Here is a 23,835-nt window from a genome sequence, read left to right as displayed (position 1 = left end):
GACCAAGGAAGGGCATGTCCCGGGCCTGGCCGCCGCAACGAGGGACATGTTCAGTCGCGTGGATCAGGGGAGGGCATGTCCCGGGTCTGCCCGCCGCAACGAGGGACATGTCCAGCGGTGCGGACTAGGAAGGGACATGTCCAGGGGCCAGAACCGACATGACCGGCTCACGCCTCCCCGAATGCTGTTCCGCGGGACACCGGCGACGCCCGCCCGCCCTGGTGCAGGTCCCGGCGCGACTTGACGCGACAATCTGCAAGGATGGGACCATGTCAGCAACTTACGATGTCGTGATTGTCGGCGGAGGCATCGCCGGCCTGTCCCTTGCCTCCGCCTTGGCCGGGCGCTGCTGCGTGGCCCTGGTCGAGGCCGAGCAGACCCTGGCGTACCACACCTCGGCCCGTTCGGCCCGGCAGCTGATCCCCAGCTACGGCCCGCCCGTCGTCCAGGAACTCACCGTCCGGACGCTGGAGCTCATCGCCGCCGGCGACACCGAACGCCCGGCACCGGTGCTCACGCCGCGCGGCTTCATGCTGATCGGCGACGACGCCACCGTCCGGGCCAAAGCCAGCGGCCACATGCACCGGATCACCCATGCCGAGGCGCTGGAACTGTGCCCTGTCCTGGTCCCGGAATCCTTCAGCGCCGCCGGCCTGGACACCGGATCCTTCGCCTGCAACGCCCCGATACTGCTCGAGGACCACCGGCAGCGGGCCGAAGCCGGCGGCGTGGACATCATCACCGGGGCCAGGGTCCATTCGGCGCAGCGCCTGGGCACCGGCTGGGAACTCGGCGCCGGACAGGAAGGCTTCGAGGCCGCCGTCGTGGTCAATGCGGCCGGCGCCTGGGCGGACGAGCTCGCGGTCCTCAGCGGCGTCGAGAAGCTCGGCCTCCAGCCGTACCGCCGCACCGCCGCGATCGTCGACGTCGGACATCCCCTCCCGGCAACCTGCCCCATGGTGGCGGCGGCCGATGACAGCTTCTATTTCCGGCCCGACGACGGCCAGGTCCTGATCTCGCCCGCGGAGCACGTCCCGAGCGGAGCGGAAGACGCCCGGCCCTACCCCGGCGACATCGAAGGTCTCGTCGCCCGGCTCAACACGATCACGACCCTCGGGATCCGCGGCGTCAGCAAAGCCTGGACAGGTCTGCGGACCGAAGCCGCGGACGGTGTCCCGGTGGTGGGATTCGACGCCGAGGCCACCGGATTCTTCTGGCTCGCCGGCCAGGGCGGCTACGGCTTCCAGACGTCTTCGGCCATCGCCGAACTCGCCGCCGGGCTGATCCTGGCCGGGCAGGGTGCCCCCGCTTCCGGCACGGCCGCAGGCACGGTAGCAGGCACGGCCGCGGAGGCCAGTCCGGCATCCCGGACAGCGGAGGCGCTGGCCGCGACCCGCTGGTCCATCCGGCGCTGAAGAATGGATGCATGAGCACCCTGATCACCAACATCGCCGAACTCATGACCCAGGACGCGGAACACCGCGTCCTCCGCGACGCGGCGGTGGTGATCGAGGGGGAGCGGATATCCTGGCTGGGTCCCGCGGCCGGCGCGCCGGCGGCGGATGAAGCCGTGGACGCCGGCGGCCGGGCGCTCCTGCCGGGCTGGGTCGATTCCCACACCCACCTGATTTTCGCGGGGGACCGCACGGCCGAGTTCGAGGCCCGGATGGCCGGGGAGAGCTACAGTGCCGGCGGGATCGCCGTGACCACCGGCGCCACCCGGAGCACGAGCGACTTCGAGCTCACCCGGCTGGCCATGGGCCGCATCGCGGAAGCCGTCTCGCAGGGCACCACCTACCTCGAGACCAAAACGGGCTACGGCCTGGACGTCGAGAACGAAGCCCGCAGCGCCCGGATCGCCTCCACGGTCGCGGACGAGGTCACCTACCTCGGGGCGCACCTCGTGCCCGCCGGCATGGACGCCGAGGACTACACGGAGCTGGTCTGCGGGCCGATGCTCGCCGCGGTTCTGCCCTACGTGCGCTGGGCCGATGTGTTTTGCGAGCAGGGCGCCTTCAACGAGGACCAGTCCCGCCGGGTGCTGCAGGCCTGCAAGGACGCCGGGCTGGGACTGCGGGTCCACGGCAACCAGCTCGGCGAGGGCCCGGGTGTCCGGCTGGCCGTGGAATTCGGCGCCGCGAGCGTGGACCACGTGAACTACCTTTCGGCCGCGGACATCGACGCCCTCGCCGGCAGCTGGTCCGGCTGGGAGGACGCCGGCGGCACCGGTTCTCAGGTCGCCGACGCTCGGCGGACGGGACAGCGCGGCACCGTCGCGACCTGCCTGCCGGCCTGCGATCTCTCCACCCGGCAGCCGCTGGCCCCCGGAAGGGAACTGCTCGACGCCGGCGTGCAGCTCGCGTTGGCCTCCAACTGCAACCCGGGCACGTCCTACACAAGCTCGATGGCGTTCTGTGTCACCACTGCCGTGCTGCAGATGCGGCTCAGCGTCCACGAGGCGGTGCGCGCGGCAACCTACGGCGGCGCGCTGGCCCTGGGGCGGGAGTCCGGGAAAGACGTCGACGGCGAACGGGCCGTGGGCTCGATCGCCGTCGGGCACCGGGCGGACCTGCACCTGCTCAACGCGCCCTCGGCCACACACCTGGCCTACCGGCCCGGCATTCCGCTCACCCGCGCCGTGTGGCGGGCGGGCGTACGCGCCCGGTGACTCTGGTTTCAACCTAATGCTTTCGACCCTGTCGGCTTACCCCAGGAGGTAACTGTGGCAAGGCTGTTGGAGGAACTGGGCTTCGCTCTCGATCAGCTGTGGGCCCAGGGCCAGGGGCCGGCTGGCCTGGCCCGGCGCCGGGACGCCCGGCTGGCGGCGCTCGTCGCTCACGCCCGGATCAGTTCGCCTTTCTACCGGCGCCTCTACCGGGACGTGAAGGGCGCCCTGGCCGCCGACGGCGTCGTCCTGACGGAGCTGCCACCGGTCACCAAACAGGAGCTCATGGCCAACTTCGATGACTGGGTCACCGATCCCGCCGTCACCCGGGCCGGAGTCGAAGCCTTCATCGCCGACCCGTCCTTGGTCGGAACGCCATACCTGGAACGGTATTTCGTCTGCACAACGTCGGGCACCACCGGGCACCCCGGTATCTTCGTGCACGATCCCCGTTCCCTCGCGGTCTCCCAGGCCTTCACTCTGCGCATCGACCTAGCCTGGCTGTCGCCCGCGGAGTTGCTGGCTATGGGCCGCCGCGGGTTGCGCTGGGCGGCAGTTGTGGGCACTGGCGGACACTACGCGGGGGCAGGCTGGGTGCAATGGCAGGGCCGGCGCAGTTGGTGGCGCCGGCGCGCGTTCCGGGCTTTTCCGGTGCAACAGCCGCTGGCGCGGCTCGTGGCAGCCCTCAATGAGTTCGACCCCTCAGCTATCACCGGCTATCCGAGTGCCCTCGCGCTGCTCGCCGAGGAGCAGGCAGCCGGCCGGCTCCACCTGAAACCCGTGGTGGTGGAGTTGGCAGGCGAGTCCAGCGGGCCGGACGTGCGGGCCCGCATCGTGGAGGCGTTCGGGGGCGCCCTCCACGACGCCTACGCGGCCTCCGAGTTCACACCGCTGGCGTTTGACTGCGCCCGCGGCTGGCTGCACGTCAACAGCGACTGGGCCATCCTGGAGCCGGTCGACGCGGACTACCGGCCTACTCCCCCGGGGGAGCCGTCCCACACCGTGCTGCTGACCAACCTCGCAAACCGGGTCCAGCCGCTGATCCGCTACGACCTCGGCGACTCAGTGCTGGCAAAGACCGGTCCGTGCGAATGCGGCAACCCGCTGCCCGCCATCCGGGTCGCCGGCCGCCGCGACGACGTCCTGCGGCTCGTTGCCGCCGACGGGACCGCCCTCCTTGTTCTTCCGCTCGCCATCGGATCCGTCGTCGACGAAACGCCCGGATTGCACCGCAGCCAGCTGGTTCAGACGGGACCGACAACCATCCGCCTCCGGCTGGAACCCGAACCCGGTGCCGATGCCGGAGTGGTGTGGCGCGCGGCCTCCGCGAGGCTGTCGGAGTACCTCGCCGGGCTGGAACTGGGGAACGTCGACGTCGTCCGCGCGGCCGAGCCGCTAGAGCAGAGCGGCACGAGCGGGAAGTTCCGGCAGGTGATCGCTCGGGTTCCTGACTGAATGGCGGCAGCTAGAAGAACATCGGCGGGGCGTCCAGGACGGTCTCGTCCACGCGCCGCTTTTCCCACTGCGTGAACGGCTTGTCGAGCTCGTACTTGCCCCGCGCGGTGCGCAGCAGGGTGCGGACCTCGGCGTTCTCCGGGTTGTTCAGGGATTCGAAGTACTCCACCGACCAGTGGAACCAGCGCATGCAGAAGAGGCGCATGGTCAGCCCGTGCGTCACGAACAGCGCGTTCGGGGCGTAGCTTGGCTTTGACCAGTGCCGGTAGAGGGTCTCCATGAAGGAGGAAATCCGGTCATACACATCGGAGCCCGACTCGCCCTCGCGGAAGCGGTAGAAGAAGTGGCCGTAGGCGTTGCGGAGCTCCTTTTGGTCCTCGATGTCGCCGGCGATCTGAAAGTTCGCCCAGTCCTGCTCCCGCAGCCGCGGTTCCTCGATCACCCGTTCCACGAGCGGGCCGAGGTTGAGCGCCTCGAGGGTCTGGTAGGCACGCAGGTACGGGGAAACGTAGACGCACACCGGGCGGCCGTCCAGTTGGCGCCGGACCTCCTCACCGGCCGCCGTCGCCTGCTCCAGTCCCAGGGGCGTCAGCGGAATCCGGTAGTCCGGGACACGGTTGTAGATCGAGGTGTCGGCATTGGCGGCGGACTGGCCGTGCCGGATCATGATGATTTTCCGGGGCGCACTCATAAACCCCAAGCATAGGGCTCCCGGAAGCAGGTGCCGCAGGCAAAACCCCGCACGGCCGCACCGCCTGGGCAACAGGTGGGGCACCAGCAAACTATCGGCAACGGCAGGCAAGATAGGAACATGTTGGTTCCCTCCCGCCGTCGGCTGCGGTTCGAAGTGTTGATTGTCCTGGGACTGTCGCTGGGGCAGTCCGCGGTGTACTCCGTGGTGCAGCTGCTGGACAAAATGACCACGGCGCCGCTGGCCCAGGGCACGTCCACGCTGAACCGTTCGCAGAGCGCGCGCGAATACTTCGACCTCACCTACCAGCTGCTGGACATCCTCTTTGCCCTGGTCCCGGTGGCCCTGGTGATCTACTTCCTCACGGAGCGCTGGCCAGCCGGAGAACACGGCACCTCGGCGTTCCGGAGGATCGGCTTCAACTTCGCCCGTCCCGGCAAGGATCTCCTGCAGGGGCTGGGACTCGCCGCCGCCATCGGCATCCCGTCCCTGGCGCTCTACGCCGCCGGCCGGGCGCTGGGGATCACGACGGCGATCATCCCCAGCGCCCTCGACGCCTACTGGTGGACGGTGCCGGTGCTGGTCCTGTCCGCGATCCGGCACGGGATCGTGGAGGAAGTGATTGTGGTGGGCTATCTCCTGGACCGGCTCGGGAAGCTGGGCTGGAGCACGCCGGCGGCCATCGCGGCCAGCGCCCTGCTTCGCGGCAGCTACCACCTCTACCAGGGGTTCGGGCCGTTTATCGGCAACGCGGTGATGGGTGTGGTCTTCGCCGTGGTTTACACCCGCACCAAGCGGGTGATGCCCCTCGTGATCGCCCACGCCATCCTGGATACCGTGGCGTTCGTGGGATTCAGCCTGTTCGGCAAGGCCGTGGGCCTGGGCTGAGGCGCCCACAAAGCAACGCGGGAGAGCCGGCACTTAAAATATATCGGCCGCCATCTCGCGGGTGACAACGTTGGCACCCGCGGGATGGCGGCCGAAGTGTGGGGCAGGTGGAGCGTTAGATCGTGACCGCCCCGGAGGCGGTCTCGAAGGTGACGGAGAGGATTCCGGGCGTGCCGTGCGGCGCGAGCCAGTTTACGGCCACGTCTTCCAGCGGCTTTTCCACGGGCTCGCCAAGCCATTCCGTGACGCGCTCTGCCGAACCGGCAATGGTCAGCGCGGACATCTTGACGTCGCTTGCGTAGGCGTTGGAGGGGTGAAGCTCCGGGTCACCCTCCCACTTGAGCATGTAGGGCACCTGCGGGTCGGCGATGAGGCCCAGGATGCCGATCTGCTTCCAGACCAGTTCGCGGCCGTCGGGGAACTTCCGGTTGCCGTTCACGGCGGCGCGGCCCAGCCGCTCCTCGAACGGGCCGAGGTCGTCAACTTCGACGCACCAGCCCATCCAGCCGCCGCCGGCCTCGGAGCGTGCCCGGACTGCCTGGCCGAAGGGGGCCTTGTCCGATGCCGGGTGGTTCAGGACCTCCACGACCTCGACATACTTGTGTCCCGCGAGCGGGATAATCATGTTGCGTGTCCCGAAGCGGGGGTGCACTCCACCCTTCACGGCTTCGACGCCGAGGGCAGACGCAATACGTTCAGTGGTGGCTGCCAAGCCATCGTGTTCACAGGCGTAAGAAACGTGATCCATGCGCATGCCCTCATCTTGGCACTTTGTGATGGACCTCTCAGCTTAGGCTTGCCTTACCGTGATGGGATGTCTCGGGGTGTCTGGAGGCCGGCGTGCCCGTCGTCTTCATGTTCGTCATAAAGGTATCCAGCGGCCTGCCGCCGTTCCTACACTGAACCAAGGTCATGAGTGCCAGCGCAAAGCCCCGGTTTGCTGGCCGGCAACCCTCGTATCGCGGTGGGGTGCCCCGGGTGAAGACCTGGCCGTCCGGCGCCCGCCGGAGGGCAAGCGCGGCGCCTGTGCCGGCCTGGGCCGATGGCCCCGGGCGGTGCTGTGCCCAGTCCCGACAGGAGCAATAATGTCCACTGCCTGGTCCTTCGAAACCCGCCAGATCCACGCCGGCCAGGAGCCGGACTCCGCCACCGGCGCCCGGTCCCTCCCGATCTACCAGACGACGTCGTTCGTGTTCCCGAGCGCCGAAAGCGCCGCGAACCGCTTCGCCCTCGCTGAACTTGCCCCCATTTACACCCGGATCGGCAACCCCACGCAGGACGCGGTGGAACAGCGCGTGGCCAGCCTGGAAGGCGGCCTCGCCGCCCTGCTGCTCAGTTCCGGCCAGGCCGCCGAGACGTTCGCGATCCTCAACATCGCCGAGGCCGGGGACCACGTGGTCGCCAGCCCCAGTCTCTACGGCGGCACCTACAACCTGCTCGCGCACACGCTGAAGAAGTTCGGTATCTCCGTGACCTTCGTTGCGGACCCCGACAACCTGGACCAGTGGCGCGAGGCCGTCCGGCCCAACACGAAGCTGTTCTTCGGCGAAGTGGTCTCCAACCCCCGCCAGGACGTTCTGGACATCGAGGGCGTTTCCAAGGTGGCCCACGAGGCCGGCGTGCCCCTGATCGTCGACAACACCCTGTCCACCCCCTACCTCATCCGGCCGATCGAGTGGGGAGCGGACATCGTGGTCCATTCCGCCACCAAGTACCTCGGCGGCCACGGTGCCGCGATCGCCGGCGTGATCGTGGATTCGGGCAAGTTCGACTTCGGCAAGGACCCCGAGCGGTTCCCCGGCTTCAACACCCCGGACCCCACCTACAACGGACTGGTCTACGCCCGCGACCTCGGCGCCGGCGGCGCGCTCGGGGCCAACCTCTCCTACATCCTCAAGGCCCGGGTCCAGCTCCTGCGCGACCTCGGCTCCGCCGTGTCCCCGTTCAACGCATTCCTCATTGCCCAGGGCATCGAGACCCTTAGCCTGCGCGTTGAACGCCACGTGGCCAACGCCACCAAGGTGGCCGAATGGTTGGAGGCGCGGGACGACGTCGAATCCGTCGCCTACGCCGGGCTGCCATCCAGCCCCTGGTACGAGCGCGGGCGCAAGTACGGGCCCAAGGGGACCGGCGCCGTCGTCGCGTTCAACATCGCCGGGGGAGCGGAGGCCGGCAAACGCTTCGTTGATGCCCTCGAGCTGCACTCGCACGTCGCGAACATCGGCGACGTCCGCTCCCTCGTGATCCACCCGGCGTCGACCACCCACAGTCAGCTCTCGCCCGAGCAGCAGGCCGTGGCCGGCGTGAACCCCGGCCTGGTGCGGCTCTCGGTCGGACTGGAACACATTGACGACATCCTTGCGGACCTCGACGCCGGATTCCGCGCGGCCAAGAGCGCCTAGCTCCACCGGACAACCGGCGGCCGGCCTCCCACGGACGGGGAGTGCCGGCCGCCGGCTGTCACACGGAAGTCACAATCTTCGTCATTTCCGCACGCTGTTTCGTACACTCATAAAAGGTCATGAGTGCCAGCGACAGCCCCGGCTTGCTGGCCGGCAACCCTCCATTTGCGGCGGGGTGCCCCGGGTGAAGACCTGGCCTGCCGGTCAGCTGACGGCAGGCAAGCGCGAAGTTAGGTCCTCATATGACGATTGCCGTCACCCGCAGTGGTGAACCCGAAACCAAACCAACCCGGAACTCCGTTTCCGCAAGACCCGCCGCCCAAGCTGACCGGGTGCCGGACGGGACCGTCCGGTACCTCAGGATCGGTGACCTGCAGCTCGAATCCGGGGTCCAGCTGCCGGATGTGGTCCTCGGCTTTGAGACGTGGGGGACCCTGAATGCCGATGCCTCCAACGCCGTCCTCATTGAACATGCCCTGACCGGCGACACCCATGTGACCCGCGGTGCCAGCGAGGAGCCCGGCTGGTGGGAACAATTGGCCGGACCCGGGGCCCCCGTGGATACGGACAAGTACTTCGTCGTATCGATCAACATCCTGGGCGGCTGCTACGGCTCCACGGGACCCTCCACGCCGGCCCCCGACGGCCGCCCCTGGGGATCGAGGTTCCCGCTCGTGACTCTGCGGGACACGACCTCCGCCGAGGCGCGGCTGGCCGATGCCCTGGGCATCGACAGCTGGTACGCCGTGCTGGGCGGTTCGCTCGGCGGCGCGCGCGCCCTTGAGTGGGCCGTGACCTACCCCGCGCGGGTCCGGCGCTGCGCCGTGATTTCCGTCGGCGCCAGCAGCACCGCAGAACAGATTGCGTTCGCTCAGGCCCAGACCCTGGCCATCCGCCAGGACCCGAACTTCAACGGCGGGGACTACTACGGCGGCCCGGAACCCGAAGCGGGGCTCGCCCTCGCCCGCCGGATCGCGCACATCACCTACCGCTCCGCGGCCGAGCTCGACGACCGGTTCGGCCGCAACGCCCAGGAGTCCGAGGCGCCCCTGGAAGCCGGATCGCTGGCCGGGCGCGGACGCTATCAGGTCGAAAGCTACCTGGACCACCAGGGCAACAAACTGGTCCGGCGTTTTGATGCCAACAGCTACATCGCCATCACCGAGGCGCTCATGAGCCACGACGTCTGCCGCGGACGCGGAAGCCTCCGGGACTCCCTGGCCCCGGCCACGGCCGAGTTCCTGGTGGCGGCCGTGGACTCGGACCGCCTGTACTTCCCCGCCCAGTCCCGTGCACTGGCCGAGGCCCTGCCGGGGGGCCCCGAGCTGCACATCATCGAGGCGCCGATCGGCCACGACGGCTTCCTCACCGAAATCGGGCAGCTCAGCGGCCAGTTGCGGAGCAATTTCTTCGCCTAGCCGCCGCTCACGGCTGTGCATTTTTGCAGATGCTCTCTGCACTAATGGTCGTTGTGGCTCACGGCCCCGGGAACCATACTCGTTGGGAATAGCGCTGTGTGTGCTAATTCACACAACATCTCAGCCCAATGGTCCACGGGGTGTCGAAGGCGACACCGAAGGAGTTGTCATGAGCACGGAAAACGCTGCCGCGACGCGCGCAGGCGAGCCCGACGTCAAGACGTCCGGCCTGAAGAAGGTGGTGGCGGCCTCCATGGCCGGCACCGTGGTGGAATGGTACGAATTCTTCCTCTACGCATCCGCGGCCACGCTGGTCTTTGGCAAGGCCTTCTTCCCGAATTCGCAGACCGAACTGGACGGAATCCTCGCGGCGTTCCTCACGTACGCCGTCGGCTTCGTTGCCCGCCCGATCGGCGGGATCGTCTTCGGCCACTTCGGCGACAAGTTCGGCCGCAAGCAGCTGCTCCAGCTCAGCATCATCCTGGTGGGCGTGTCCACGTTCCTGATGGGCTGCCTGCCCACCTTCGCGCAGATCGGCTACTGGGCCCCGGCGCTGCTGGTCTTCCTTCGCTTCGCCCAGGGCTTCGCCGTCGGCGGGGAATGGGGCGGCGCCGTCCTGCTCGTCGCGGAGCACAGCCCCAGCAAGTCCCGCGGCTTCTGGGCCAGCTGGCCGCAGTCCGCTGTTCCGCTGGGCAACCTCTTCGCCACCGCGGTGCTGTTCATCCTGTCCTCCGTGCTGTCCTCGGCGGACTTCCTTGGCTGGGGCTGGCGGGTCGCCTTCTGGCTCTCCGCCGTGATCGTCCTCATCGGTTACTACATCCGCACCAAGGTCAGCGACGCCCCGATCTTCCTGGAAGCACGCAAGGAAGTTGAGGCAGGGCACAAGGGCTACGGCGTTGCCGAGGTCTTCCGCCGCTACCCCCGCGGCGTGTTCACCGCGATGGGCCTCCGCTTCGCGGAAAACATCCTGTACTACCTCGTGGTCACCTTCTCAATCACCTACCTCAAGACGGTGGTCCACGCCGACACCGCCCGGATCCTGCTGCTCCTGCTCGTGGCCCACTTCATCCACTTCTCCGTGGTGCCCATGGTCGGCCGGCTCTCGGACAGGGTGGGCCGCAAGCCCGTCTACATGGCCGGCGCCGTTCTGGGTGCGACCTGGGGCTTCTTCGCCTTCCCGATGATGGACACCGGAAACGATCTGATCATCCTCGCCGCGGTCATCATCGGCCTGCTCTTCCACGCCCTGATGTACGCCGGGCAGCCGGCCATCATGGCCGAGATGTTCCCGACCCGGATGCGGTACTCCGGGGTGTCCCTCGGTTACCAGGTAACCTCGATCGTGGCCGGTTCGCTCGCGCCGATCATCGCCGTCGCGCTGCTGGGCCAGTACAAGTCCTCCGTCCCGGTGGCCATCTACCTCCTGATCGCCTGCGCGATTACCGCCGTCGCCGTGTTCTTCCTCAAGGAGACCCGCGGCGTCTCGCTCCACGACGTCGACGCCGCCGACGCCCAGGGCACCGCAGACCTCCTCGCCGCCGGCAAGCGGTAAGCCGCCGGCCCGGGGAAACATGGCCCGGGGAAACCTGTTGAGTGGCCGACGGCCCGGATTCGCGCACCGCGCGGACCCGGGCCCTCGGCGTTAACGCTGCTCATGATCTCAGCGTTGCTTGGGCCGCGGGGATTAGAGTGGGCGGGCAGGCAAGCCCAGGATCCGGGAGGCATTGTGACCACGCTCGTCAACCGACCCAACACGGCACTGGTCGTGGTGGACATGCAGCTCGGCGTCGTCGCGGGGGCCTACCGCCGCGACGACGTCGTCGCGACCATCGCCGCCCTCGTGCAGAGGGCACGCGACGCCGGGGTGGACGTCATTTGGGTGCAGCATGGCGGCGAGGAGCTCCCGCGGGGCAGCGACGCCTGGCAGTTCGTGCCGGAGCTCGTGCAGCGTGATGCGGAGCCGCTTGTGCCCAAGGAGTACAGCGACGCCTTCGAGGCTACGGACCTGGAGTCGGTGCTGGCAGACCGCGGGATCGGCCGCTTCTTCCTGGCCGGCGCGCAGACGGACGAGTGCATTCGCTCGACCCTCCACGGCGGAATCACCCGAGGCTACGACGTCACGCTGGTCGCAGACGCCCACACGACCGAGGACCTGAGCGAATATGGCGCGCCGCCGCCGGAACTCGTGGTGGCCCACACCAATCTGTACTGGCAGAACCACAAGGCCCCGGGGCGGACGGCCGGAACCGTCAACGCGGCCGATATCGACTTCGCCAGCCTTTTGTGATCCTAGCCCTTCATGATTTCAGCGCGCTGGGACATGTAGTCCTCCATGGACAGCTTGCCGTCGCTGTACTGCTGGTCCAGCTCGGCGAGCTTGCGGGCCCGGTAACCCTGCGGGGCCGACGGCGTCTCGGGCGCCTGCGGCTGCCCTGCACCCGGGTCGGGTTCGTGCCGCTGCGGCTGGGGCGGGTTGTTCAGGTACTCCGGGCTGTCCTCGTAGGGAACGGGTGATCCGTAGCCGGCCGGGCCCGGATACTGCTGTCCGGGGTACGGCTCGGTCGGGAACGGCTGGTCCGGGAACCGCGGGCCCGGGTACGGCTGGCCCGGGGTCTCCCCGCCCGGGTACGGCTGGCCCGGGTTCTGCGGGTTCGGGTACTGCTGGCCGGGATACGGCTGATTGGCTTCTCCGGTCTGCTTCGGCGCGCCCAGTTGGCCGAAGCCGCCAAAGTAGTCCTGCTGCGTGTACCCGTCCCGCGGCTGGTTGCTCTGGTTTGGCGGGTTGCCTTGGTTTGCCGGGTTGCTTTGGTTTCCGGGGAACCGGCCGAACTGGCCCGGCACGTTCTGGTTCCGGCCGCGGGCGGACCTCCGGTAGAGGCGCACTCCCATGGGAATCAGGAACGACAACACAATGATCCAGAAGAACATACTGCTCACGGTACGGGGCCTTTCAGCTGCTGGGCCTCTTCATTTGCGGGGCCTGAGGAGTGTGCCTCCAGCTTAGGCCCCGCAGGCTCAGGACCGTACCGCGTCCTCGGTGCCCGGCGGGCCTTCGCCCGAGCCCAGCGGTACGCCGGGCCCGAACACCGGCCCCGGCAGGGGCCGCTTGGCCGTCACGCCGTCGCCCGAGGAACGGTGCCGCAGCCGCCGCACCACCCACGGAACAAAATATTCCCGGGCCCACACAAGGTCCCCGCTGCGGGCCTCCCGCCAACTGCGCTGCGGCATCGGCTTGGGGGCGAGCGGCTCCAGGGTGTGTTCGACGTTCAGCGAATCCAGGACCATCGCCGCAATCGTATGGTGGCCCAGCGGCGAAAAGTGCAGCCGGTCAACATCCCACATCTGCGGATCATTAAGCTGGCGCAGAGACCACATGTCCGCGATCACGGCGTCGTGGCGCGCGGCGATCGTGCGCAGGTTTTCGTTGTAGATGGCCACCTTGCTGCGGATCCGTCCGAGCACCGTGGATCCTGTGTCCGGACCGTTGAACAGGACCACGGTGGCGCCGCCCAGGCTCAGGATCTGCACCACCGAGTCCAGCCTTTCGGCCAGGACGTCCGGATCCCCGCCCGGGCGGATGAGGTCGTTGCCGCCCGCGGAGAGCGTGATGAGGTCCGGCTTGAGGGACAGGCAGTGCGCCAACTGCTGGTCGACGATCTGCTGCAGGAGCCTGCCGCGGACGGCCAGGTTGGCGTACGCGAAGTCGTTGTGGCCGCGGCTGAGCTCCTCGGCCACCCTGTCGGCCCAGCCCCGGTGGCCGCCCGGGCTCGCCGGCTCCGGATCGCCGATGCCTTCCGTGAACGAGTCGCCCATGGCCACGTAACGGGTCCACGGGTGGGTCACGACGGTGTCCGCTGACGTCTCCGGTGAATTTTCCATGGCTTCGGTTTCGCTCACGTTCTTATCCTGCACTCTTCCTGTCAAGCTACGCCACCGTAGGTTGTTACCGCCGGGTAACTGTAAGAATGGTTCCATGACTCACGCTGATGCCTTCCCCGCCCCTGTCGTCGAATGGTCCAAGCCGGAGCAGGAACGTGCGGGCAAGCCGCTGATTGTCCTGCTCCACGGCTACGGCGCCAACGAACAGGACCTGCTCAGCCTGGCGGACATGCTCCCGCAGGAATTCGCGGTAGCCTCCGTGCGCGCCCCGATCGCCATGGGACCGGGGTTCACCTGGTTCCCGCTGACGGCGTCCATCGACTATTCGCTCGACGCCGTCAAGGCCGCCGCGGCGTACGTGCAGGACTGGATCGACTCCATCAAGGCCGACCACCCCTCGGTGACGCTGCTCGGATTCTCGATGGGCATGGCCATGGCCACCACGCTGCTGCGGCAGCGGCCGGCGGACTTCGCCGCCGTCGTCGGGCTCTCAGGTTTTGCCGTCGACGCCGGCGGTGACCCCAGCTTCCGCGATGCCGAACTGGACGGCACCGTGCCGATGTTCTGGGGACGCGACCAGCAGGACCCGGTGATCACCCCGGACAAGATCGAGTTCACCATGGGCTGGGTGCGCAAGCACGTGAAGCTCACCAAGGTCCTGTACACCGGCATGTGGCACGGCATCAACCAGCAGGAAATCGGTCACGTCTCCGAGTTCCTCACGCACGCGGTCCTCAACTCCAGGAAGTAGCCGCCCGGACGGCTGGCCAGGGGTAAGCCGGCTAGGATCCTGCGGGCGCGCTGATCCGCACGGTCTGGCCGTTCACCGTGACGGTGTCGCCGTCGTGAAGCTGCCGCCCGCGGCGCTCATCAATTTCGCCGTTGACCTTGACCAGCCCGTTCTTGATCAGGTCCGCAGCCTCCACACCGTCCTCCACCAGATTCGCGAGCTTCAGCAGCTGGCCCAGCCGGATCATGGTGTCGCGGATGGTGATGTCTTCAATTTCCGGATTGCTCATATAGGCAATGATGCCTGACCTAAGGTGGCACCAATGACGCACACACCCCGGCTCCCGCTCATCGCGGGGCTGCCTATGGCCGTCGCGGCGGGGTTGTTCATACCGTTGCAGGGCCGGATCAACGGCGCGCTCGGGGTGCAGCTCCGCGACGGCATTGGTGCCGCCGTCGTCAGCTTCAGCACCGGGTTAGTGGTGATGGGCGTCATTTCCGTGGCACTGCCCAAGGGCCGGGCAGGGCTGGCCCGGATCCTGCCGGCCGTGCGCGAACGGCAGTTTCCGCGTTACTACGTCCTGGCCGGCTGCATCGGGGCGCTTTTCGTCTTCGCCCAGTCCTTCACCGTGGCACTGCTCGGCGTTGCCCTCTTCACTGTGGCCGCCGTGACGGGGCAGACCCTCAGCGGTCTGTTGGTGGACCGGATGGGAATCGGGCCCGCGGGGAAGAGGCCCATCACCGGTATCCGGGTGCTCGGCAGCGTGCTCACCGTCGCCGCCGTTGCGTGGGCGGTGTCGCCGAGATTCAGCGCCGGAGAGTCCGTGCTGCAGCTGCTTCTTCCCGTGCTGCTGCCGCTTCTGGCCGGGTTCCTGATGAGTTTCCAGCAGGCCATGAACGGCACCGCCACCGTCCACTACGGGTCCCCGATCGCCGCGACCCTCGTGAACTTCATCGCCGGGGCCGTCCTGCTATGGGCGGCGTGGCTGGTCAAGCTTGCCGTGTCCGGTGCCGGCAATCCTCTGCCGGGGCAGTGGTGGTACTACCTTGGCGGGCCGCTCGGGTGCGTCTTCATCGGCGTCGGCGCCCTCCTGGTCCGCAGCCTGGGCGTGCTGGTCACGGGCCTCGGGATGATCGCCGGGCAGCTGCTGGGATCCCTCGGACTGGACCTGGTTTTCCCGGTCCCCGGGACCGTCGTCGCGCTGCCCACCGTCCTGGGCACCCTGCTGACGCTCGGTGCCATCATCCTGGCCACCCTGCCCTGGCCGCGGGGCGCACTGAAGCGGTAGCGTGCCGGTAGGCTTGGAGATTGCATCGCCGTGTTCGTATCGCACACTTCGCATCGCACTGTTCGTATCACCCCGTCCGGCAACCAGCCGGCGACCCGGGCCTGACACCGCGGACCGCACCCAGCGGCCCTGTAGAAATTGGAGTTACCATGGCAGCAAAATCCGTCCTCGACCAGATCATTTCCCTCGCCAAGCGACGGGGTTTCGTTTTCCAGGCCGGTGAAATCTATGGTGGCTCGCGTTCTGCCTGGGATTACGGGCCCCTCGGCGCCGAGCTCAAGGAAAACATCAAGCGCCAGTGGTGGCAGTCCGTGGTCCGCGGCCGCGAAGACGTCGTAGGCCTCGACTCCTCCGTCATCCTGCCCCGCCAGGTCTGGGAAGCCTCCGGCCACGTCGAGGTCTTCTCCGACCCGCTGGTGGAGTGCCTGTCCTGCCACAAGCGCTACCGCGCGGACCACCTTGAGGAAGAGTACGAGGAGAAGAAGGGACGTCCTGCCGAGAACGGCCTCAAGGACATCGCCTGCGCCAACTGCGGCACCCGCGGCCAGTGGACGGAGCCCCACGAATTCTCCGGCCTGCTCAAGACCTACCTCGGCCCTGTCGCCAGCGAGGAAGGCCTGCACTACCTGCGGCCCGAAACCGCCCAGGGCATCTTCGTGAACTTCAGCAACGTCCTGACCACCTCGCGGAAGAAGCCGCCGTTCGGCATCGGCCAGATCGGCAAGTCGTTCCGCAACGAGATCACGCCGGGCAACTTCATCTTCCGCACCCGCGAGTTCGAGCAGATGGAAATGGAATTCTTCGTCGAGCCCGGCACCGACGAGCAGTGGCACCAGTACTGGATGAAGGAACGCATGTCCTGGTACACGGGCCTGGGCATCCGCGAAGAGAACCTGCGCTTCTTCGAGCACCCGCTGGAGAAACTCAGCCACTACTCCAAGGGCACCACGGACATCGAATACCGCTTCGGTTTCCAGGGCTCGGAGTGGGGCGAGCTCGAAGGCATTGCCAACCGCACCGACTTTGACCTCTCCACCCATGCCAAGGCTTCCGGCGCGGACCTGAGCTACTTCAACCAGGCCACCAACGAACGCTACACCCCGTACGTGATCGAGCCCGCGGCCGGCCTCACCCGCTCGTTCATGGCCTTCATGATCGATGCTTACACCGAGGACGAGGCCCCCAATGCCAAGGGCGGGGTGGACATCCGCACGGTGCTCAAGCTGGATCCGCGCCTGGCTCCGGTGAAGGCAGCCGTGCTGCCGCTGAGCCGCAACGAGGACCTGTCCCCGAAGGCCAAGGACCTCGCAGCCCAGCTGCGCAAGAGCTGGAACATCGAGTTCGACGACGCCGGCGCCATCGGCCGCCGCTACCGCCGCCAGGACGAGATCGGCACCCCGTTCTGCATCACCGTGGACTTCGAGACCCTCGAGGACCAGGCCGTCACCATTCGCGAACGCGACACCATGAGCCAGGAACGCGTCTCCCTGGACAAGGTGGAGGGCTACCTGGCCGCGCGGCTGATCGGCGCCTGATCATGGCCATCGAATACCGGGAATGGCGGGAGGGCGACGACCTTGCGCTGCTGGAAATCTGGGGCGGCCCGGAGACCGTGCAGGCCGGGCAGTTCCGCGGCACCCTGGCGCCCTCGGGCAATGCGCCGTGGCGCCGCTGCATTGTGGCCGAGGACGTCGTCGACGGCGTCGCCATTCCCGTGGCGGCGGCCGTGGTCCACGAGGCCTCGCTGCACCCGGAACGGCTCTGGGCGTATATCGAGGTCGCCCGGGACCACCGCCGCGCCGGCATTGGGTCCACCCTGCTGACCATGCTTCGGCACGAGGCCGCCAAGTCGCCGTCGGGAGTGTCCAAGCTCCGCTGCAAGGTGGAGCCGGGCACGCCCGGGGCGGCGTTTGCCGAGGCCGCGGGCATGGCCTCGATCCAGCGCTCCCGCCTGATCGTCGTGGACCCTGCGCCGCTGAAACTGCCGGTGTTCGGCGACGGTTCCGAGTCGGCGGCCAGCGACCAGGTCGAAGACCTGGCCACGGGCTCGGTGGAGCTCAGCGACGTCGTTGGCCGGTACTACACGGCCGTGCACACTTGGGACAGCCCGGGGGAGTTGAGCGTTGCCATGGTGCAGCGGTTGTTCCTGGATGACCTCAGCGGCGCCCACGGCGCGATTGTGCTGCGGGCACCCAAAGCCAGTGCCTTCGGGCACGGCATAGCGGCGAGCCGCAAGGGCCGGCTGGAGGGGTTCGCCATCAGCTACGCGCAGGGCACTCCAGGCGCCGGAGCCGACGCCGATGGTGCCGGTTCTGCCGGACCCGCTGCGCCTACCGAGGTGTTCCTCGGGCACGAGCCCAAGCTCGGCGAGGACGAGGCCCGCGCCGCCGTGCGGGATCTCCTGGCCCTGATCGCCTACCAGCACCCGGTAATGCTGGAACTGGACGATGCGATGACCGCCCTGCGCGCCGTCGTCGAACCGCTGCTCGAGACCGGCAAAGCCCACGTCCAGGGCTCCGAAACCCTCGTGGTTGCGGACCCGGCCTAGCCCTTAACCCGACTGACTCGCAGTTGCGGCCGTTTTGAAGCGTGATAACGGCCCCAGCTGCGAGTCAGTTTGCGTTGAGGGCCCGATCTATCGGCGCCTGGCACCCGGGCGCCGCGGGCCGTCGGCCGCGTCGAGGCGGCGCCGTTCCTCCTCGGTCGGGGCGCCGCCGCCGAGCGCGGCGGGCATCCACCAGGCCCCGGGGTCCGGTTTCAGCGGGAAATCCGCCATACCGACGTCGATCCCGTGCTGGAGGGTCCTGGCCAGCTGCGCGGTGGCCGGCTGCGCGTCCTGTGCCGGGTCCGGGAGCGAGTCCGGCAGGATCGGCTCGCCCACGTGGATACGCACCGGGGCGCGCCAGGCCCGCCGCGGCGAGAATCCATGTTGGCGGGTCATCAGCCGGTGCGCGCCCCAGATGGAGACCGGGATGATCGGCACACCGGCTTCGGAGGCCATCCGTACGGCGCCGGTCTTGCACTCGCGCACGGTGAAGCTGCGGCTTACCCCGGCCTCCGGAAGGATGGCAATGTACTCGCCCGCCAATAGCCGGGCGACCGCGGCGTCGTAGGCGTGGACTCCGGATCCGTAACCGACCACCACGTGGCCGGCCGCGCTGACCGCGGGCCCGGCAAACCAGTGGTCGGCGGCTCCCTGCGTCACGAGGAAGCGCATCTGGGCACGGTTGTGCCACCACAGGATCATCTCGGCGAAGGCAAAGTCGAGGTAGCCGAAGTGCGTGATCGCGACGACCGCGCCCTGGCCGGGCACCACCCGGCGGGACGGGCCGCGTCGGGAAGCCTGGGGGGAATCATTGAGCCGTCCGGGCTGGGGCAGGTGCTCCCGCCCCGTGACGAGGACGCGGATCCGGAACAGCCAGCGCAGGGCGAGACCGGTGCGGACGATGAACCGGTAAAAGCGGTCGCTGGGCCCTGGTCTCCACTTCATCGGCCGCCGGCCCATGCCGGCGCCCGCCACGCCAGTCCCGCAGCGCAAGTGCCGGCCATATCAGCGCCCGCCATATCAGTGCCCGCCGGCGCGCCGCCGGGGCGGCAAGGGCAGGAACCCGGACGTGGATTCGATGTATTCCTTATAGCCGGGCCGTGCAGACATCGCTTTTTCCGTCAGCGGCTTCCCGGTGCGGCCCGCCAGTGCCCAGATCATCAGGGCGGGGGAGAGGATGGTCAGGACACCGGGCCACGAATCGGCGGTCACGAGGAAGAGGCCCGCCCAGACCGCGGCGTCGCCGAAGTAGTTCGGGTGGCGGGTGTAGCGCCACAGACCGGTGTTGAGGACCGTGCCGCGCTTGGCGGGATCGGCCTTGAACTGCGTCAACTGCCAGTCCCCGACCGTCTCGAACACAAAACCAAGAACCCAGAGCAGGACGCCGAGGAACGCCAGCCAGCCCAAGCTGCCGGTGGCGAACATGCCGACCTGGATAGTGAGCGAGACGAAGAACATCACCAGGCCCTGAGGCAGGTAGACCCGCCGGAGCGCGTAGACGTTGCGTGATCCGGGTGCGGCGGAGAGCATGTCCACGTAGCGCGGGTCCTCGTGGCCGCCGCGTGCACGCACACCGATGTGGACCGCGAGGCGAATGCCCCACACCGCAACCAGCGCCAGAAGCAGCAGCCGGCGGCCGGCGTCGCCGTGGCCGGCGGAGAGTACCCAGGAGATGGCCGCGACCACCACGAACCCGAGGCCCCAGACGGTGTCGATGACGGAATGGCGGTTCTGCCGCACGGCAACGGCGAAGGTCAATGCCAGCAGGACCGCCAGTCCCGCGATGACCCACGGCAGGCTGGCGAGGAAGGCATCCAGCGGGAACGGCTGCATCACAGCACCACCGGCATGCGAGTTCCGGCGGCCGGCAGAATGCTGCGCAGTGCGTCCGTGGCGCCGGAGACGTCAGCCCCCGTGCTTTCCCCGAAGGCGTCCAGGATGAAGTCATCGGCGAGTGAGTTCCACAGCGCTACCCGGCGGAACATGAAATGCCCGGCACCCGTGAGGGAGACGTACTCAACAGAGGCGGCCACGCCGTCGGCCCGGCGTGCGTAGTCCAGCGAATTCGACGGACTGGTCCAGCGGTCCTCCGTGCCGTGCACGATCAGGACCCGGCGGTCGGCGACGGGTTGGACCGGCGTTTTGTGATTGAGCCACGGGGCGAGCGCGACGACGACCTCCACCTGCGGATCGTCAGCCACGCAGAGTGCCGTGAGGCCTCCCATGGAGTGGCCCAGCAGGTACACCGGTACGCCGGGATGTTCCTGACCGATCCGGGAAAGCGCCCAGCGGGCGTCCTGAACGGGGGACATGTCCTCCCCGTTCCAGCCCCTGTACCGGTTGCGCAGGGTCCAGACGGCGAGCCCGTGCGGTCCGCCTTGCCGGTTCAGCGCCCGGGCGAAGGGCAGCATCCGGGCCGGGCTCAGGTGCCGGCCGCGGACGGGATCGTAGCTGTCCGCGCGTCCGCCGTGCAGGACCAGGGCGACTCCGCGGGTCTCCCCGGCCGCATCGGCGATGGACAGCACGGCCTTGGCGGCAGGTCCGGGGCGGCCCGCCTCCGGTTCGCGGTCATCTAGTTTGCGCTTGGCCACGCGTGTCCTTCCCGTTCTTCGTCCGTCAATTACCAACCATAGGTTGCAGTCTCCGCCCGTCAAGGGAATCACTGCCTAGTGTGGATTCGGAGCCGGAGCCCCCGGCGATGGGTACGGGTGATGCCGGACCCTTGACGGGGGAATGCGGGAGGAGTATGCCTGTGCACGTAAACCTCCGGGCGCCACGCCGGCTGGGAGCGCAGAGAACCGTCCGGGTCGAATCTCACGACGAAATCGACGGTACTGAAAATGAACGGAATAAAGTTCGATACCCTGCGCGAGCAAGTCCGCGGGCCGGTCGTCACGCCCGGCGACGCGGACTACGACGCGGCCCGGGCAGTGCACAACGGCATGATCGACAAGCACCCGGCCGCTGTGGTCCGTGTGTCCCAGGTGGCGGACGTTATGGCGGCCGTCAACTTCGCCCGCGACAACTCCCTGGATCTGGCCGTCCGCGGCGGCGGCCACAGTGGTCCGGGCTTTGGCACCTGGGATGACGCTGTTGTCATCGACTTCTCCAACACCACCGGCGTCCGGATAGATCCGTCGAACAAGACGGCGAGGACCGAGGCCGGCGCAACCTGGGCCGATTTCAATCACGCCACGCACGCCTTCGGACTGGCGACCACCGGTGGCATCATCGGCTCAACCGGTGTCTCCGGACTCACGCTCGGCGGGGGCATTGGCTATCTCTCCCGGAAGCACGGGCTCAGTTGCGATAACCTCCTCTCGGCCGACGTCGTCACCGCGGACGGGAAATTCCTCACTGCGAGCGAAAGCGAGAATGACGACCTTTTCTGGGCGCTGCGGGGCGGGGGCGGCAACTTCGGCGTCGTGACCTCGTTGGAATACCGCCTGCATCCTGTGGACATGGTCCACGCGGGGATCATCATCTACCCGGCCGAGCACGCCGAAACCGTGGCGAAGTTCTACCGCGAGCACCTGGCGGCAGCCCCTGAAGAGTTCGGCGCGTTCCTCGCCTTCCATCAGGGACCGCCGGTTCCGTTCCTTCCGGAACAGTGGCACGGGAAGCCGGTCTGCATTGTGGTCGGCATGTGGACGGGCGACCTCGCCGAAGGGCCGTCCCGCTGGCAACCATTCCTCGACGTCGCCCCGGTGGCCGGATCCATGGTGGGGCCGATGCCGTATCCGGCCTTGAACTCGGCGTTCGACCCGATGTATCCCAAGGGGCTGTTGGCCTACTGGAAGGCGGCCTTCCTGACCGAACTCAACGACGGCGCCATCGACGCACACCTTGAGTTTGGCCGACGTGTGCCCAGCCTGCAGACAGCCGTGCACATCTATCCAATCGACGGCGCTGTGCACCGTGTGGGAGTGACGGATACGGCCTTCCCCAACCGGAACGCCAAGTTCTCCCCGGTTATAGCCTGCCACTGGGAGGACCCGGCGGACAGCGAGGCGAACATCGCCTGGGTACGGGATTACGCGGCTGCGCTGCAGCCGTACTCCGAGACCGCGGGCTACATCAATTTCATGGACGGCGATGATATGTCCAAGGTCGCGGAGAACTACGGACCCAATTACAGCCGCCTGCGGGAGATCAAGGCCAAGTACGATCCGCAGAACCTCTTCCACATAAACCAGAACATCACCCCGGCCTGACCAGCCCGCCTCCGTGGCGCCGGAGCTCCGGGCTCAGGGCGGCGGGAGCATGCGGCGTCATCTGTCCGGAGCGGCGCCGACAGCGCCGTAGAGTTTTCGGCATGAGGTTGAACTGCTGATGGGCGCCGGACATTCGCACTCCCACGCCGGGCACCCCAGCGCCGGTCACGCGGAGCCGACGCCCCGCATGCTGGCGGCACGGAAGAAGGCCAACTGGATCCTGGCCGCCATCCTGATCCCGCTGACTTTGCTGACCCTGGCGGCCATGGCCTTCCTGTGGCCGTCGGGGAGCAAAGAGGGCATCACTCTGGCCAGCCCCTATGCGGCGGCCCCGGGCGTGACGTTCGATACCGGCAAGATCCAGCGGGTGGTCGTCGGCAGCTGTTCGGATGCGCAGACAAGCGGCGATCCCGCGGCTCAGCAGAGCGCATCCGGGGCCGACGCCGCCGTCCAGCCGCCGCAGGCGGGCTCACAATGCACGTTTGCCTACACCGAGCCGGACAAGGGCGGCAACCCGGTGAAAGTGGTCATCAACCCTGACATCGCGAAATCCCACGGCGTGAAACCCGGAGACAACATCCGCTACCTCAACCTCTCCAAGGCCCAGGGCGCCTCAGAAGCCCAAGGCGCGCCCGCCTACGTTTTCGTCGACTTCGTCCGGACTCTACCGATCATCTTCCTGGCCGTGCTCTACGCCGTCGTGGTGATTGCGGTGGCGCGCTGGCGCGGCCTGCGGGCCCTGATCGGACTCGTCGGGGCCTACGTCGTGCTCGTCTCCTTCATGCTGCCCGGACTGGTCGAAGGAAAGCCGCCGCTGCTCCTGGCACTGGTGGGGTCCACGGTGATCATGATCGGGGTGCTGTACTTCGCCCACGGTTTCTCCGCCCGGACCTCGACGGCGCTGCTGGGGACCATGTTCGGCCTCGCCATTACGTCGCTGCTGGCCGCCTGGGCCACCGACGCCGCGAACCTCGCCGGCGTGGGCAGCCACGACGCCGCCACGCTCACCAACATTTCCGACAACATCTCGATCTCCGGCATCATCCTGTGCGGGCTGATCATTTCCGGCCTGGGCGTGCTGAACGACGTCACGATCACGCAGTCGTCGGCGGTCTGGGAACTGTGGGAACTCGCCCCCGACACCAGCGCCCCGCAGCTCTTTGCCTCCGCGATGCGGATCGGCCGGGACCACATCGCCTCCACGGTCTACACGATCGCGTTTGCCTATGCCGGCGCGGCCCTGCCCGTCCTGATCCTGGTCATGCTCTACGAGCGCCCGCTCGGGGACGCCCTGACCAGTGCAGAACTCTCCGAGGAAGTCATCCGCACCCTCGTCGGTTCGGTAGGACTGGTCCTGGCCGTGCCGGTCACCACCCTCATTGCCGTGCTCGTCGTCAAGGCCACCGGGATCAAAGGCAGTACCGCAGACCCCGCGGCCGCGCTCGCCGGTGCACCCGACGTCGGAGTGCCCGCGCTCGCCGGCGTTGGGGACGGCGGTTGGGCCGGGCTCTCCCTTGGGGCCGACGTCGGCCGGTACCCGGGCGGGTCCGCCGGGCGCCGGTCGGCGGACAGCGCGCCCGGCGCACAGGGAGGGACCGAACCGGACGACGCCGGGCCTGCCACGCGCCGGGGGCGGCGTGCCGCCCTGCGCGATTGATAC

General features: G+C 68.1%; 22 protein-coding genes and 2 riboswitches. Of the genes, 14 read left to right on the top strand and 8 right to left on the bottom strand.

Annotated features, from left to right (window positions below):
- The first annotated feature begins 269 nt into the window (after positions 1–269).
- From ACVWZ7_RS04970 to ACVWZ7_RS04960, 3 genes are read left to right on the top strand one after another with little or no spacing between them, the layout of a single operon-like run.
- On the top strand, positions 270–1,415 hold the full coding sequence (locus ACVWZ7_RS04970) for an NAD(P)/FAD-dependent oxidoreductase (protein ID WP_456507152.1): 1,146 nt from the start codon (positions 270–272) through the stop codon (positions 1,413–1,415).
- Positions 1,416–1,426: 11 nt separating this feature from the next.
- Complete coding sequence (locus tag ACVWZ7_RS04965; protein WP_456507151.1) at positions 1,427–2,668, top strand: amidohydrolase family protein; 1,242 nt, start codon at positions 1,427–1,429, stop codon at positions 2,666–2,668.
- Between the two features lie 54 nt (positions 2,669–2,722).
- The gene (locus ACVWZ7_RS04960) at positions 2,723–4,120 is read left to right on the top strand and encodes a phenylacetate--CoA ligase family protein (protein WP_456507150.1); all 1,398 of its coding nucleotides are present in this window, start codon (positions 2,723–2,725) and stop codon (positions 4,118–4,120) included.
- Between the two features lie 10 nt (positions 4,121–4,130).
- Here the strand turns inward: ACVWZ7_RS04960 and ACVWZ7_RS04955 are convergent, their stop codons facing one another.
- On the bottom strand, positions 4,131–4,811 hold the full coding sequence (locus tag ACVWZ7_RS04955; RefSeq protein ID WP_116768268.1) for a histidine phosphatase family protein: 681 nt from the start codon (positions 4,809–4,811) through the stop codon (positions 4,131–4,133).
- A gap of 120 nt (positions 4,812–4,931) precedes the next feature.
- On the opposite strand from ACVWZ7_RS04955, the gene ACVWZ7_RS04950 reads away from it, so the two are divergent.
- On the top strand, positions 4,932–5,699 hold the full coding sequence (locus ACVWZ7_RS04950; protein WP_344363956.1) for a CPBP family intramembrane glutamic endopeptidase: 768 nt from the start codon (positions 4,932–4,934) through the stop codon (positions 5,697–5,699).
- Positions 5,700–5,814: 115 nt separating this feature from the next.
- Here the strand turns inward: ACVWZ7_RS04950 and ACVWZ7_RS04945 are convergent, their stop codons facing one another.
- On the bottom strand, positions 5,815–6,453 hold the full coding sequence (locus ACVWZ7_RS04945; protein WP_091249549.1) for a VOC family protein: 639 nt from the start codon (positions 6,451–6,453) through the stop codon (positions 5,815–5,817).
- Positions 6,454–6,607: 154 nt separating this feature from the next.
- Positions 6,608–6,723: riboswitch (SAM riboswitch) on the top strand.
- Positions 6,724–6,784: 61 nt separating this feature from the next.
- Between ACVWZ7_RS04945 and ACVWZ7_RS04940 the strand changes: the two genes are divergently transcribed.
- The 4 genes from ACVWZ7_RS04940 (at position 6,785) to ACVWZ7_RS04925 (ending at position 11,806) form a co-directional block, all read left to right on the top strand.
- Positions 6,785–8,101: a bifunctional o-acetylhomoserine/o-acetylserine sulfhydrylase gene (locus ACVWZ7_RS04940; RefSeq protein WP_456507149.1), complete on the top strand. Its 1,317-nt coding sequence runs from the start codon at positions 6,785–6,787 to the stop codon at positions 8,099–8,101.
- A gap of 115 nt (positions 8,102–8,216) precedes the next feature.
- A riboswitch (SAM riboswitch) is annotated at positions 8,217–8,332 on the top strand.
- An 11-nt stretch (positions 8,333–8,343) separates the two neighbouring features.
- Positions 8,344–9,519, top strand: a complete 1,176-nt coding sequence (gene metX, locus ACVWZ7_RS04935; RefSeq protein WP_456507148.1) for a homoserine O-acetyltransferase MetX — start codon at positions 8,344–8,346, stop codon at positions 9,517–9,519.
- A 169-nt stretch (positions 9,520–9,688) separates the two neighbouring features.
- Positions 9,689–11,071, top strand: a complete 1,383-nt coding sequence (locus ACVWZ7_RS04930) for an MFS transporter (RefSeq protein ID WP_456507147.1) — start codon at positions 9,689–9,691, stop codon at positions 11,069–11,071.
- A gap of 174 nt (positions 11,072–11,245) precedes the next feature.
- Positions 11,246–11,806, top strand: coding sequence for an isochorismatase family protein (locus tag ACVWZ7_RS04925; RefSeq protein WP_456507146.1), 561 nt, complete (start codon positions 11,246–11,248; stop codon positions 11,804–11,806).
- A gap of 2 nt (positions 11,807–11,808) precedes the next feature.
- Here ACVWZ7_RS04925 and ACVWZ7_RS04920 read toward each other — a convergent pair whose 3' ends face one another.
- Positions 11,809–12,447: a hypothetical protein gene (locus ACVWZ7_RS04920; RefSeq protein WP_456509065.1), complete on the bottom strand. Its 639-nt coding sequence runs from the start codon at positions 12,445–12,447 to the stop codon at positions 11,809–11,811.
- Between the two features lie 87 nt (positions 12,448–12,534).
- Positions 12,535–13,398 (bottom strand): SGNH/GDSL hydrolase family protein, encoded by an 864-nt coding sequence (locus tag ACVWZ7_RS04915; protein ID WP_116768281.1) that lies wholly within the window; start codon positions 13,396–13,398, stop codon positions 12,535–12,537.
- 94 nt (positions 13,399–13,492) lie between these two features.
- On the opposite strand from ACVWZ7_RS04915, the gene ACVWZ7_RS04910 reads away from it, so the two are divergent.
- Positions 13,493–14,149 carry an alpha/beta hydrolase gene (locus tag ACVWZ7_RS04910; protein ID WP_344363944.1) on the top strand — a complete coding sequence of 219 codons (657 nt, stop codon included), beginning with the start codon at positions 13,493–13,495 and terminating at the stop codon, positions 14,147–14,149.
- Positions 14,150–14,180: 31 nt separating this feature from the next.
- On the opposite strand, the gene ACVWZ7_RS04905 is transcribed toward ACVWZ7_RS04910, so the two are convergent.
- Positions 14,181–14,417 carry an RNA-binding S4 domain-containing protein gene (locus tag ACVWZ7_RS04905; protein ID WP_091249566.1) on the bottom strand — a complete coding sequence of 79 codons (237 nt, stop codon included), beginning with the start codon at positions 14,415–14,417 and terminating at the stop codon, positions 14,181–14,183.
- A gap of 33 nt (positions 14,418–14,450) precedes the next feature.
- Here ACVWZ7_RS04905 and ACVWZ7_RS04900 point away from each other — a divergent pair, with 33 nt between their 5' ends.
- From ACVWZ7_RS04900 to ACVWZ7_RS04890, 3 genes are all read left to right on the top strand, one after another.
- A complete protein-coding gene (locus ACVWZ7_RS04900) occupies positions 14,451–15,416 on the top strand; it encodes a DMT family transporter (RefSeq protein ID WP_456507145.1) in 966 nt (321 codons plus the stop codon).
- A 149-nt stretch (positions 15,417–15,565) separates the two neighbouring features.
- The gene (locus ACVWZ7_RS04895; protein ID WP_116768259.1) at positions 15,566–16,951 is read left to right on the top strand and encodes a glycine--tRNA ligase; all 1,386 of its coding nucleotides are present in this window, start codon (positions 15,566–15,568) and stop codon (positions 16,949–16,951) included.
- Between the two features lie 2 nt (positions 16,952–16,953).
- A complete protein-coding gene (locus ACVWZ7_RS04890; protein WP_456507144.1) occupies positions 16,954–17,964 on the top strand; it encodes a GNAT family N-acetyltransferase in 1,011 nt (336 codons plus the stop codon).
- Between the two features lie 87 nt (positions 17,965–18,051).
- Here the strand turns inward: ACVWZ7_RS04890 and ACVWZ7_RS04885 are convergent, their stop codons facing one another.
- From ACVWZ7_RS04885 to ACVWZ7_RS04875, 3 genes are all read right to left on the bottom strand, one after another.
- Complete coding sequence (locus tag ACVWZ7_RS04885; protein WP_456507143.1) at positions 18,052–18,906, bottom strand: lysophospholipid acyltransferase family protein; 855 nt, start codon at positions 18,904–18,906, stop codon at positions 18,052–18,054.
- A gap of 75 nt (positions 18,907–18,981) precedes the next feature.
- Positions 18,982–19,794, bottom strand: a complete 813-nt coding sequence (locus tag ACVWZ7_RS04880) for a DUF1295 domain-containing protein (protein WP_456507142.1) — start codon at positions 19,792–19,794, stop codon at positions 18,982–18,984.
- Entirely contained in the window at positions 19,794–20,552 is a 759-nt protein-coding gene (locus ACVWZ7_RS04875; RefSeq protein WP_344363933.1) for an alpha/beta hydrolase, read from the bottom strand. The genes ACVWZ7_RS04880 and ACVWZ7_RS04875 overlap by 1 nt, the downstream gene beginning before the upstream one ends.
- 249 nt (positions 20,553–20,801) lie before the next feature.
- Between ACVWZ7_RS04875 and ACVWZ7_RS04870 the strand changes: the two genes are divergently transcribed.
- Entirely contained in the window at positions 20,802–22,175 is a 1,374-nt protein-coding gene (locus ACVWZ7_RS04870; RefSeq protein WP_456507141.1) for an FAD-binding oxidoreductase, read from the top strand.
- Between the two features lie 118 nt (positions 22,176–22,293).
- Entirely contained in the window at positions 22,294–23,832 is a 1,539-nt protein-coding gene (locus ACVWZ7_RS04865; RefSeq protein ID WP_456507140.1) for a YibE/F family protein, read from the top strand.
- The last annotated feature ends 3 nt before the right edge of the window (positions 23,833–23,835 follow it).

The sequence above is a fragment of the Arthrobacter sp. TE12232 genome, from assembly GCF_054062615.1.
The sequence above is the reverse complement of the archived record's forward strand: the minus strand, read 5'-3'. Positions and strand labels throughout refer to the sequence as shown.